Source organism: Aerosakkonema sp. BLCC-F183 (assembly GCF_041929145.1).
In the GTDB taxonomy this organism is placed as follows: domain Bacteria; phylum Cyanobacteriota; class Cyanobacteriia; order Cyanobacteriales; family Aerosakkonemataceae; genus Aerosakkonema.
The window spans coordinates 20319-33706 of sequence record NZ_JBHFNU010000075.1; the positions used below are offsets into that span (position 1 = coordinate 20319).

The 13388-nt window shown below is 46.4% G+C and carries 8 protein-coding genes; 3 read left to right on the top strand and 5 right to left on the bottom strand.

The window, feature by feature from the left end:
- Positions 1–41: 41 nt before the first annotated feature.
- From ACE1CD_RS22410 to ACE1CD_RS22420, 3 genes are all read right to left on the bottom strand, one after another.
- Positions 42–1382: a cytochrome P450 gene (locus ACE1CD_RS22410; protein WP_374793403.1), complete on the bottom strand. Its 1341-nt coding sequence runs from the start codon at positions 1380–1382 to the stop codon at positions 42–44.
- Between the two features lie 636 nt (positions 1383–2018).
- Positions 2019–3749 carry an HlyD family secretion protein gene (locus tag ACE1CD_RS22415; protein ID WP_374793401.1) on the bottom strand — a complete coding sequence of 577 codons (1731 nt, stop codon included), beginning with the start codon at positions 3747–3749 and terminating at the stop codon, positions 2019–2021.
- Between the two features lie 157 nt (positions 3750–3906).
- Positions 3907–4374: a MarR family winged helix-turn-helix transcriptional regulator gene (locus ACE1CD_RS22420; protein ID WP_374826282.1), complete on the bottom strand. Its 468-nt coding sequence runs from the start codon at positions 4372–4374 to the stop codon at positions 3907–3909.
- Between the two features lie 440 nt (positions 4375–4814).
- Between ACE1CD_RS22420 and ACE1CD_RS22425 the strand changes: the two genes are divergently transcribed.
- The 3 genes from ACE1CD_RS22425 (at position 4815) to ACE1CD_RS22435 (ending at position 12125) form a co-directional block, all read left to right on the top strand.
- Complete coding sequence (locus tag ACE1CD_RS22425; protein WP_374826283.1) at positions 4815–6026, top strand: RNA-guided endonuclease InsQ/TnpB family protein; 1212 nt, start codon at positions 4815–4817, stop codon at positions 6024–6026.
- Positions 6027–6088: 62 nt separating this feature from the next.
- On the top strand, positions 6089–11530 hold the full coding sequence (locus tag ACE1CD_RS22430) for a PAS domain S-box protein (protein ID WP_374826284.1): 5442 nt from the start codon (positions 6089–6091) through the stop codon (positions 11528–11530).
- 73 nt (positions 11531–11603) lie between these two features.
- Positions 11604–12125 (top strand): hypothetical protein, encoded by a 522-nt coding sequence (locus tag ACE1CD_RS22435; protein WP_374793396.1) that lies wholly within the window; start codon positions 11604–11606, stop codon positions 12123–12125.
- Positions 12126–12131: 6 nt separating this feature from the next.
- Here ACE1CD_RS22435 and ACE1CD_RS22440 read toward each other — a convergent pair whose 3' ends face one another.
- Both ACE1CD_RS22440 and ACE1CD_RS22445 read right to left on the bottom strand, forming a co-directional pair.
- Entirely contained in the window at positions 12132–12968 is an 837-nt protein-coding gene (locus ACE1CD_RS22440) for a M28 family peptidase (protein WP_374826285.1), read from the bottom strand.
- A gap of 100 nt (positions 12969–13068) precedes the next feature.
- Positions 13069–13305: an antitoxin family protein gene (locus tag ACE1CD_RS22445; protein WP_374826286.1), complete on the bottom strand. Its 237-nt coding sequence runs from the start codon at positions 13303–13305 to the stop codon at positions 13069–13071.
- Between the last annotated feature and the right edge of the window lie 83 nt (positions 13306–13388).

Sequence of the window (13388 nt, forward strand, 5' to 3'; positions counted from 1 at the left end):
ACATCTAACTTTCATAGGGTGGGCATTGCCCACCCTACCTGCTAACGTTGCTTCAGCGTTACTTTAATGCCGTATTCCGGTCGCAGAGTAATCGAAGGTTGAGGTACGATCGCATAATCTTGCACAACATCAACTTCAAACTTTTGGGCAATTGTCGCCAACAACAAAACCGCTTCCATCATCGCAAATCCTTTACCGATACAAGTACGGGGGCCATCACCGAACGGAAAATAAACCCCTCTGGGAAGTTGCTTTTCTAAATCGTTAGCCCAGCGTTCCGGTTTAAATACTTCTGGATCTTCAAAATAGCGAGGATTGCGGTGCATCACCCACTGACTCATCATCACTTGACATCCAGCAGGCACTTCATATCCGCCTATTTCGCAATCCTGAGTTGCTTCGCGAGTCATGATCGGTACGGGTGGATAAAGTCGCATTGCTTCCTTGATAATCATCTCGGTGTAGCGCAATTTTGGCAGATCCGCAACAGTAGCAGAACGGGAGTCAAGTACCTCTTTTAACTCCGCTTGCAATTTGCTACGCACTTCCGGATTTTGAGATAAAAGCATCCACGTCCACGACAAAGTATTCGCTGTGGTTTCGTGACCTGCTAACATCAGGGTGATCGTTTCATCTCGCAATTGCTTATCTGTCATTTGGCTGCCATCTTCTTCATCTTTTACCTGCATCAACATGGACAGCAGATCCCCGGTATCTTCACCGCTAGTACGCCGTTCCTCAATCAGGTGATAAATGCTTTTATCCATTTGCTGGATGGCATTTTTGTAGCGGATATTTTCCGGTCTGGGAAACCATTCCCAAATAAAGAAACCTTGCTTGCGCTTATTTTCAAACCAGTGCATTGCCACATCGATCGCATGAGCGACATTTTTAGCTTCTCCCTCCGTAACATCCTGGTTAAACAAACACTTCATCACAATGTTTAACGTTAGCCGCATCATTTCATCGTGAACATCGCGAGTTTCCCCATCTTGCCAAGTATCGATCGTCTTTTCGGCATAAGCAACCATAATCTGACCGTAACCTGCAATGCGCTTATGGGAAAATACTGGTTGAATTAGGCGTCGCTGATGTTGCCACCAGTCTCCTTCACTGCTGAGAAGTCCTTCGCCTATAAAGCTTCGCAGCGCCCTTATGCCTTTAGATTTTATGAATAAGATTCTCTCTTTAAGGACTTGCTCGATATATTCAGGCTCAGTCAAAAAACAAGCTGGTGTTAAGCCCAAGCGCAGGGGTACAATATCGCCATATTCGCGGGTACATTTCGTCAAAAAACCCAACGGATCTTGACCCAAATCGGCAAGATTGCCGACTATGGTATTTCCTTCTGGGCCGCGTAATTCAAATATGTCTTGACTCATGGTTTGTTCTCTCACCTAGATTTTATACTGTTAAAAATAGCTCAAAATATAATGGCAATAATTCGGTCTACTGTGTTTGTGAATACAAAAATTATTAAAATTTAATTTGTTTTAAACCATCAAGCCGCTCTGTTGCGGTCATTCTATGCGATCGGCTCAACAAATTGAAAACTTTATTAAATTAAAAAATCTATCTACCTAACGGAGGATGCCAATTTTTGCATAAAACGGGTCAATAAACTCTTTTAAAGATGGAAGCTGTTTAACAAAAACGGGTATCGTACTAAAAGCCATTATGTAAAGGCTCATCACTCTGCCGCGTTTATCATCGTCAACAATGGTTTGTAACAATGTATTGCAGCTGGTAAATAAAGGAAATCCTACCATTATTAAAGCCGATATTGCAGAGATAGTTTGGGATTAACATATCCAAATGTTATTAGTTGGGGACTTGCAACTGGCACATTGGTAGGGTGCGTCAGACCGATTAATGCCTTGATAAAGCCACTATTTTAGGATCTGACGCACCCTACAAGTTAATTTGAGTGTGAAACTTGCATAAGTCCTGTAGTTTTTTATCCATCTCTGCTATGTCTGAGATAAGCTTATACCGTTTTTATTCTCGTCTTGCTACAGCTAGTTTTCTGCCTTTGCCTTGACTGCCACGCTGACTACAGCTGACATCCCAGGAGCGATGCGCGATTCATATCCTTTGATACTGTCAGCATCGAAAACAACTTTGACTGGAATGCGCTGCACAACTTTGGTGAAGTTGCCGGTGGCGTTATCTGGCGGTAATAAGGCAAATTGAGAACCGGAAGCGGGGGAGAAACTATCAACCCGACCTTTAAATGTCTGATGAGGAAAGGCATCGAGTTTAATTTCTACTTCTTCTCCCGGTTTCATCCTCTCCAATTGAGTTTCTTTGAAGTTGGCAACTACCCAATATTCGTCACTGACAATTGCCATCAAAGGAGTTCCCGATTGCACTCTTTGTCCGACTTCTACGGATTTGCGACCGATCCTTCCCGCAGCAGGGGCGGCGATTTCGGTGTAAGATAATTGCAACTGCGCGTCTTTGAGGGCAGCTTGCGATTGTGCGATCGCAGCTTGAGCAGCTTCGTACTGACTGCGGTTCACCTCAGTTTGTTGATTGGTGGCTGTCGCCTGTTGCAATCCTCCCTTAGATGCGGCGAGTTTGGCTTGGGCGCTGGCTACACCTTCTTTCGCTTGAGCAACTTTGGCTTGCGCTCTAGTTACCCCTTCTTTCGCTTCAGCCACTTGCGCTTGGGCTCTCACTACGTTTTCTCTCGCTTGCGCTACTTGCGCTTGGGCTGTTGCTATACCTTGTTGCGCTTGCGCTACTTGCGCTTGCGCTCTACCTACACCTTCGGTGGCTTGCGCTACTCGTGCCTGGGCTTGTTGAATTCCTTGTTGGGCGGCGGTTTTTTGGGCTTGCGCTACATCGTAAGCTGCTTTAGCAGTCTCCAGTTGCTGACGGGCGATCGCACCAGAAGCATACAAACTGTTATACCTGTTATAGTCGCTTTCCGCCCTTTCCAAAGTAGCCTGAGCTTGCGCTAACTGAGCCTGCGCCGCCGCTACACCAGCTTCGGCTTCTTTAACCGCTGCTTGCGCTTGGGGCACTCCTGCTTGCGCTGCGGCAACTACGGCTTGGGCTTGCTGCACGCCAGCTTCAGCTGCGGCTTGTGCGGCTTGTGCCTGGGGTACTCCCGCTTGGGCTTGCTTGACTGCCGCTTCAGCTGCCGGAACTCCCGACTCCGCTTCTTTCACTGCTGCTTGTGCGGTGGAAATGGCGGCTACAGCAGCACCCACATCCCCTTGCGCTGTGGTTGTTTTGGCTTGGGCAGTTTGTGCCGCTAGGGCGATGTTTGCTTGTGCCGCCGCAGCTTGACGCCTCGCCGCTTCTAGCGCTGCTTCGCTGTTTTGCACTTTGACTTGAAAGTCGCCTGGGTCAAGCTTTATTAATGGCTGACCTTTTTGCACTAGCTGGTTATCGTCTGCCAGCACTTGGGCTACTGTACCGTTAACTCTACTGCTGACATTGAGAATGTGTCCGGCAACGGTAGCGTTGTCTGTTTCTTCGTGGGTGGAAGCATATTGCCAGTAATTATAGCCAAAGTTACTGGCTGTAGCGATCGCACCTATTCCCAAAGCCGCCAAAATTAGCTGCTTTACTTTTTGGCGCGGTGCCTTTTGGGGCGGCGTTATATCCTCTTTCTCTTCCTGAATATCCGGCTCTACCACCGGCAGGGTTTTTTGTTTGTCCGCAGTCAGCAACTCGCTTTCTACATCCGTAACTGCGGGTTTTTTTCCGTTTATTACTGCTGTGTTTGAGCGTTTCACAGTTGTTGTTTCTCTGTTAGTTAGGGTTTTATTTAGCGTTCGTAATTTTCGCTTGTTTTAGCGAATTACTAATTTATTTCGTATACGTAGTATCTTAGAAAATTTCCACAATAAAGATGTCACTCTCTGGAGGTAATTAGCCTCTATCCCAAGGAACCTATGAAAGATTTGCGATCGCTATATCCACCAGTTCGGAAAACCGCTCCCTTTCTGCCGGTGGAATGCCTTGCATCGCTTCTTCGCGGATGTCTATGGCAATGGGAGGCAGTACGTACTTCAGTTCCTTGCCAGCTTCAGTCAACCAAATGCGCCAAATGCGGCGATCGCGGCTATCCCGTTCCCGGCGAATCAGTCGCCGTTCCTCCATCCGGTCTAGCACCCCCGTCAAAGTACCTCCCACCTGTTGCAGCTTTTCCCCTATGCTGGAGGTAGCTAAGCCATCTTCTTGCCACAAACAGCACAATACAACCCAGTGGAAAGGAGTCAGGCCGTAAGGTTCCAGTCGGTCTTGAAATTTGCGAGATAACATCTGGGACAGCAGCTTAATCCGATAGCCCAAACTCTGCGGTGCTAAAATTTCCTCCCAGCCCTTCGCCAATTTCCGCTCAACAGATGGAGAAATCATTTTGGCTCCTATCTATTTACTTCGCACTCTTACTATTAGTGTAAGAGATATTTTGGCTACAGTCAAGTAGAACACGGACGCGCTTCAGGGGCGTATAGGTATAAATTTCACGAAAGATGACCGCAAGTTGGTAGTGTAAAACATAAACGCGATCGATATGAGCCAATATCCTGCCCTGAAATTGCACAATAGTAGCAAAGCGCTTTTGGAAAACTATCTCAGAGATCGGCAACAAAGCCGATCTTATCGATCGAAATCACCGTAAAACCCTAACTATACCTTTAGGTTAGTTGAGGAGCGTCAAAAGATTGAGTGATACTATTTCAACAAATTCGCGAGAGTCCCCACCCTCAACGCAGTAGGATGGGGAGGGATAGCGGTCGGACGGAGGTACGGAGTCCGACATTGCATTTTCTCATTTATTGACATATAGTCAAGCTATGAAACAAGTTCTAACAGTATCCTGTAAACTCCAAGTGTCGTCTGAGCAAGTCGCCAAAATAGAGGCGACGCTAAAAGCTTTTGCTGATGCTTGCGAATATGTAAACCAAGTCGTAGCGCCAACCTTAGTTAATGAATTGGCAATGCAGTCTTTGGTTTATCAGGATGTTAGAGTAAGATTCGGTCTTTCGTCTCAGCTTGCCATCCATGCAATTAGACGGGTTTCAGGAAACCGAAAAACCGCCAAGAAAGACAAAAAGCCAGTCAAAGCATTTAAGCCAACTTCTGCCACTTATGATGTCCGAACCTTTAGCTTCAGGGAAAAGGATTGGACTGTTAGCTTAACAATGCTGGGTGGAAGAGAAAAGTTTAATTTAGCAATTGGTAACTATCAAAGAGGTTTGCTCAAAGGGCAGAATCCTAAGACAGCAACCTTGTCTAAAAGGAAAGATGGTAGCTACTACTTAAATATCCAACTAGGATCGATACCGCCAGAACCTTCTGAATCAGATGAAGTTTTGGGGTGCGATCTAGGTAGAACAGATTTAGTCGTTACATCCAAGGGAGAAAGTTTTAGCGGGAAGCAAGTTACCAGCATCAGAAATAAATACGCCAAATTGAGAGCTAGAGTCCAAAGAAAAGCTGTGAAAGGCACAAGAAGTTCTCGTAGAAGATGCAGAGAATTCTTGCAACGGTTGTCAGGCAAGGAACACCGCTTTCAAAAACATACAAATCATGTCATCTCTTATCGCTTGATTAAGCAGGCTAAAGAAAGTAATTTAGTCATTAGCTTGGAGGATTTAACCGGAATCAGAGAACGCACCAACCAAAAGCCAAGAAGCAAAGATGATAAGCGTCTTGGTAATAGTTGGGCGTTCTATCATCTGCGGCAATTCCTAACTTATAAGGCGATAAAAGAAGGAGTGAAAATTGTATTTGTTGACCCCAGATACACTAGCCAGATGTGCCATAACTGCTTTCGCATTCACCCAATTCAGGGTAAATCTTATCGAGACGGAAAGCGGTTTGAATGTGGACATTGCGGATGGTCTGGGGATGCAGATTATAACGGAAGTTGCAACATCGCAATTCTTGGTAAGGTGACTATAAACTCGCCTTGCGGCACGGGTCTTTCTTGTTCTTTGAACAGGGATGATTCAGGGCTTCTGAAAACCCACTGCAAGGGCGCAGTAGCAGTGGGTAGTTTATAGCATCCTGCCCACCTGTGGCTGCGACTGGTTTCCTGAAAACTCTGTGGACTGGGTATTAAGTTATGTCAACTCACCGGACTGTTCTTGTAATTGCCGACTCTGATGAGAGCGATCGCAATTATCGGTATCAATTACAGCAAGACGGGAGTTTTGCATACAGAATTCTTACTCAGCCATATGATACCCAAATTCTGGTACTGTCGCCAGCACAGCAGATTGACGGCATCCTTCTAGAACTCCACTCTCCGCACTCGCGCCACTTCGATGTTCTTCAGCAACTGAAGGAACAGATGGGTAGGCGCTGTCCCCCGATTGTGGTGATTGACAGTAATGATGTAGAAGTAGCGGTGCGAGCATTCAAAAACGGAGCGGTGGATTATCTGGTCAAAGACCGGATGACTCCAGACGACCTGCGCTTAGCGATGCGAAGTGCGATCGAAAATGCCGAATTGCGACGGGAACTGCAATACAGTCAGGAGCAGTTCCAAACATCGGTTGAGAATATGCTGGATTGCTTTGGCATCTTCTCATCCATCCGGGATGAGTCCGGGCAGATTGTAGACTTTCGCATCGATTATCTCAACAAGGCAGCCTGCGAAAATAACCAGATGCCCAAAGAAATGCAAATCGGTCGAGGTTTATGTGAAATTCTGCCAGCCCATCGCCAAACAGGGTTATTTGACGAGTATTGTCGCGTAGTGGAAACAGGAGAACCGTTAATCAAAGATTCCCTCATCTACGATGACATATATGGAGATCGTCGGCTGAAGAGAGCATTTGATATCCGGGCTACCAAGTTGAATGATGGCTTTGTCGCCTCCTGGCGCGATATTACCGATCGCAAACGTTTAGAGTTAGACTTGAGCCAAACATTAACAGACCTGCAACAGCAACAGCAACGACTGCAACGACTAATTGACACCGCTCCCATTGGTATTGCTATTGGCTCGGTCAGCGGTGAAATGATGACCGCGAACGATACCATACTGCACCTGCACGGCTACACGCGGGAAGAGTTTGAGCAACAAGGCATGAACTGGCATAACTTTATCCCGGCAGATTTGACTCAACGGGCTCTGCAAAACCTGGCACAATTGCAGCAATATGGTTTTTTCCCACCGCAGGAGATGGAACTGCTGCATCGAGATGGAACGCGAATTCCCATTTTGCTGAGTGCGATGCAGTGGATGGATAGCACCGATGAGCATATGGTGTTTGCCGTGGATTTAACTCAGCAAAAACAAGCTGAAGCAGCCATTCAACAATTAAACCGAGATTTGACAAATCGGGTTAGCGAACTGCAAACTCTTTTAGATATTATTCCTGTGGGCATTGCGATCGCCACCGATCCCAGCTGCACTCAAATGCAGAATAACGCCTACCTCCGACAATTGCTAGGCGTTCGCCCAGGTAACAACATCTCGAAAAGTGCGCCAGTCGATGAACAACCTCCCTATCGAGTCTTCCAGAACGGACGGGAAATAGCCACCCAAGACTTACCGATGCAAGTTGCTGCCAGACTGGGCGTAGACGTGCGAGATGCCGAATTTGATATTTTGTGGCCGGATGGTACAGTGCGTCAGATATTATCCTATGCCACTCCCCTGCGAGGCGATCGCGATCGGATTAGAGGAGCGATCGGCGTTTTTTTAGATATGACAGAACGCAACCAAGCCGCCGCCACGATCGAAGCCAGCCAACAGCGATATCGAGAATTGGCAGAAGCAATGCCTCAAATGGTTTGGACAGCCGATGCAACGGGGGCAGTCAATTACTGGAATCAACGCTGGTATGAGTATACAGGTTTGAGTGAAGCCGAGTCGATGGGTTTAGCGAGGGTAAGTGCAGTTCATCCCGACGATCGCGATCGCAGTTTAGCCCAATGGAGCCAATCGCTCGCCAATGGAGAGACATTTGAGATAGAATGCCAGATTTGCCGTTGGGATGGCGAGTACCACTGGTTCATCTGTCGAGCCATCCCGACACAAAACAGTCACAATCAAATTACAGGCTGGATCGGCACAATTACCAATATAGACGACATCAAACGCAGTGAAGCCTTAGTTCAGCAGAGCCAACAACAACTTCAGCGACAACTGGCAGAAATTGAAGCTATCTATCAATCTGCCCCGATTGGTTTAAATGTCCTGGATACCGACCTCCGCTTTTTACGAATCAATCAGCGATTGGCAGCAATTAATGGGTTGCCTGTAGAAGCTCATATCGGGCGTACTGTACGGGAACTGTTCCCCGAACTGGCGGATACTGTCGAACAGCTTCTGCGTCCGATTTTGGCAACGGGAGAAGCGCTATTAAATGTAGAAATTCATGGAGAAACACCAGCACAACCGGGAGTGAAACGCACCTGGTTGGAACAATTTTTACCCTTAAAAGATGGCGATCGCGTAATTGGTATCAGTACCGTTTGTGAAGAAATTACCGAGCGAATACAAGTAGAAGCAGCCCTACGTCAAAGTGAAGAACGATTCCGCAATATGGCAGATAACGCACCTGTGATGGTTTGGGTGACAGATGCTACAGGATATTGCACTTACCTTAGCAAAAGCTGGTACGAATTCACGGGGCAAACCGAAGCTACGGGATTGGGACTTGGGTGGTTAGCAGCAGTGCATCCAGACGATCGCGAATTTTCTAAAGACATCTTCTTAAAAGCAAATGAGCGTTACGAAGCCTTTCGGTTGGAATATCGTTTGTGTCGTCAGGATGGTGAATATCGCTGGGCGATCGATGCCGCAAGCCCTTGGTTTGGAGAAGATGGGGAATTTAAAGGATACATCGGTTCAGTTATTGATATTCACGATCGCAAACAAGTCGAGGAACGCTATCGCATTTTATTTGAATCGATGAATGAAGGCTTTTGTGTCATTGAAATGCTGTTTGACGAACACAACAAGCCTTTCGATTATCGGTTCCTCGAAATAAATCCGTTATTTGAGCAACAAACAGGACTCAAACAAGCAGAAGGTAAAACAGCACGTCAGCTACTTCCAGATCTGGAAGATCATTGGTTTGAGATTTACGGTAAAGTTGCACTGACAGGGGAACCAGTCCGCTTTGAAAATGGCTCTGAAGCTATGAATCGATGGTTTGATGTTTCCGCTTTCCGCACTGGAGAACCCGAAAGCCGAAAAGTCGCTATCCTGTTCAAAGATATTAGCGATCGCAAACAAGTAGAAGCGCAACGGCAACGCAGCGAAGCGATTCTTCAAGCATTTATAGCCGCATCCCCGATTACCCTAGCGCTGTTCGATCGGGAACTGCGATTTCTTTATGCCAACGAAGCACTGGCTAAAATCAATCAACTCCCTTTAAGCGAGCATTTGGGACGAACTCTGTGGGAAGTCGTACCGCAAATAGCACCTCAATTTGCGCCTTTGCTGCTTCAGATTATGGAAACTCAACAACCCGTCCTGAATGTGGAGTTTAGTGGCGAAGTTCGACCGGGTGTTTTTAGAAGTACCATTGCCAATCATTATCCTGTTTGTTTGCCTAATGGGGAAGCGATCGGGGTTGGGGTAGCTGTGATGGATGTTACCGAACTCACTCTGGCACAACAGGAACTTCGGGAAAGCGAAGCACGCTTCCGTACCTTGGCAGATAACATTTCCCAATTTGCTTGGATGGCAGATGAGAACGGGTGGATTTTTTGGTACAACCAGCGCTGGTTTGATTATACGGGTACAACCTTAGAAGAAATGCAAGGCTGGGGCTGGCAGAAAGTGCATCACCCAGACCATATTGAGCCGGTAGTCAAAAAGTTTCGTTACTGTATGGAAACGGGGGAAACTTGGGAGGATACCTTTCCCTTGCGGGGGAAAGACGGACAGTATCGCTGGTTTCTCTCCCGCGCTATTCCAGTTCGGGATGAACGGGGTAAAGTATTGCGGTGGTTTGGCACTAATACTGATATTACCGATCGCCAACAAGCAGAGGAAGCATTGCGTCAAAGTGAGGAACGCTATCGTTGTTTGACAGAATCGATCCCCCAATTAGTCTGGACAGCTAATGGGGAAGGAGCTTTACTGGATGTCAATCAACGCTGGACTGAGTTTACGGGGGTAACGCTGGAACAAGTCCGCATCACTGGTTGGCAAGAGGTTGTCCATCCCGAAGACCTACCGATTTTGAGTCAACGATGGAATGAGGCGGTGCAACAGAAAACTTCCTATCAAGCCGAAGGTCGAATGCGGCGAGCAGATGGCATCTATCGCTGGCATTTGCATCAGGCAATTCCGCAAAAAAATGAGCGAGGTCAAATTGTCAAATGGTTTGGCACTGCAACTGATATCGAAGCGCAAAAACAACTGGAAATCGAACGTCATCGCCTCTTGGAGCAAGAACAAGCCGCACGGTCAGCAGCAGAACGCGCCAACCGAATCAAAGATGAATTTCTGGCTGTTCTTTCCCACGAGTTGCGATCGCCCCTTAACCCCATTTTGGGTTGGACAAAATTATTGCAAACTCGTAAGTTAGATGAAACTAAAACTGCTCAAGCGCTCGCCACTATTGAGCGGAATGCTAGATTGCAAACTCAATTGATTGATGACCTGCTCGATGTTGCCAAAATTCTGCGGGGCAAGCTGAGCTTGAATGTGACATCTGTGAATTTATCGTTTGCGATCGAATCTGCGATCGAGACTGTGAGAACGGCAGCTATAGCTAAATCTATCTCACTCAATTCCGTATTACCGAATATTGGGCAAGTGTCTGGCGATGCCGCCCGATTGCAGCAAATTGTCTGGAATTTACTGTCTAATGCGATTAAGTTTACTGGGAATCACGGGCAAGTCAATATCAGTCTGGAACAAGTTGGCAATCTAGCAGAAATTACGGTGAAGGACACTGGTAAAGGTATTAACCCAGAGTTTCTTCCTCACATTTTTGAATCGTTCCGTCAGGAAGATGCCTCCATCACTCGCAAGTATGGAGGATTGGGGCTGGGGTTGGCGATCGTTCGTCAGTTAGTCGAGGCCCACGGCGGTACGATCGTGGCTGATAGTCCGGGTGAAGGGTTGGGAGCCACTTTTACTGTCCGATTGCCATTACTGAATGTTGAGCCGGAAATCAAACAGACAGATAAGTTGCGACCGCAAGAACTCGATCTCAGGGGAATTAGAATCCTCGCAGTCGATGATGACCCTGATGCGCGGGAGTTATTAACTGTATTGTTGACCCAATACGGAGCGGAAGTTGTGACGGTTGCATCTGCGCCCCAAGCGCTGGCAACTTTGGAATCCTTCCCAGCCGATGTGTTAGTCAGCGATATCGGAATGCCCCAAGTTGATGGCTATACCCTGATCCAAAAAATTCGTGCTTTACCGCCTGAAAAAGGTGGACGGGTTCCGGCGATCGCTTTAACTGCTTATGCTAGAGAAGACGATCGTCAGCGAGCCTTAGACAATGGCTATCAACGGCACGTTACCAAGCCTCTTGAGCCAGAAAAGTTAGTTCGATCTGTGGTGGTACTCGCACAGACTAAATAACCCATATTCTGCGAAATTAAGCACAGTAATGCTTGCTTGACAATCGTTACCAATCCCCAATACTCACTGTCCCATGCCCAAGAAAACCAGGATTTGCACATTAAGTACAGGAGAGCAACTTGCTTTATTGGCAACTAGCGCGATCGCAACTACTGCTTTTTTGGTTGCGATCGGTTTCACATCTCCTACTAACGCACAGGAATGTATCCAAAATGGAGGACTTGAGGTTTGCTTAAATAATGGCTCGCTCCTCAATAATCGGCAACGAGAACGTCGTTCGCTTTACGACAAAATCAATAAAATTTATCGCGAAGTGCTGGAAAGAGATGCTGATGAGTTGGAATTGAGAACTTGCTACAGAGAATTAGAAAGACGCCGATCGTTAAGGGATATTCGCCACGATATCGCTAAAAGTCGGGAAGCTCAAGATGCGATTAATCGCATTTACCTGGAAGTGCTGGGACAAGTTGCCGATCGCAAAAATCTGGAACTGTGGACAAAACATTTAGGCAGAGGAAGAACCATGAGGGAAGTGCGCCAAGAAATCGAACGCATCGCACAAGCTCAAAATACTCCCGGATATACCTGGCGTTGAGATTAATCACAGTCGCCCGATCGCGATTTCCAAACCGCGACAAACGCCGGCGAGAAAATCTAGGTTGAGGGTTTCGATGCGATCGCTCGCTTGATGATAATGGGGATTCCGCATAAAAGCCGTATCCGTAATCATCATCGCCCGATAACCATTATCCCAAAAAGGTGCATGATCGCTCAGGCGAGTTTGGGGAACAATTGTACCTCTATTTGGTACTGGCAAAAACTCGCATTTCGTTCCACTTCCGCGAATATTTACCCTCAATTTCATTAAATCGGAAAGTGCAGTTAAATTACCAATTAAAGCGATAAAATTACCGCGATCTGGATAGAAGCGTTCCAACCCAGCCGGGTAACGTTGGGAATTAGGAGAATCATCGCAATAACCCAACATTTCTAATGATATCATTAAACGCAATCGCTGTCCTTGTTGCTTCAATAAATTAGCATATGCTTGGCTACCTAATAAACCATATTCTTCCATATCGAAAGCAACTATTCGCACGGGATATTTAATCGTTTCTGCTGCGAAAGCTTTGGCTAATTCCAGTAATACTGCAACGCCAGTACCGTTATCATCCGCCGCCGGACTTCCCGGTACTCCATCATAATGTGCGCCAATTAAAATAGGTGGATATTCCTTACCAGAGGAAGGTAAATTGAGGATAAGATTTTGATGAGTTTTGCCGTTTACTGTGAATTCGTGAGTTTCCACAGTTCCCCATTGTTGCAATTGTGCGCGGATATATTGTTGTACGTAAAGATGACCGATCGGCGAGAGGTAAGGATCGCGATCGCGCACAATTTCCGTGAGATGATTTTGTAATCGTTGTTTGAGATCCAAGTTTATTTATCCTTGCTAATTTAGCCAGTTGAGTACATTGGATTCTGTCGCATGATAGCTGAAAGGATATCGGTATCTAAAATAACTTGTGCCACGACTTTTATGGGGTATGTCCGGTAAAGAAATTACTGCGATCGCCTGCAATTTGTTCTATTTCATTTATCTCCTCTTGAGATAAACCTTCGTAGACTTGAGCCGCTAATTTAAGCATTTCCTCTGGATTGGATTTTGATGAGGTTTCAATTATTAATTTTACGGATTCTCCATCAGGTATTTCCGGTTTAGTTAAAGGGCGAAAAACACCTTGTTCGTAGATTGCATCTAGAGTTTGGATCATGCTGCTTTTTGGAAGTGGATGGGTAATATAATTATTATACAGGAATCTAAACAATTAGAGCCAACCAATATGGGTTGCTAATG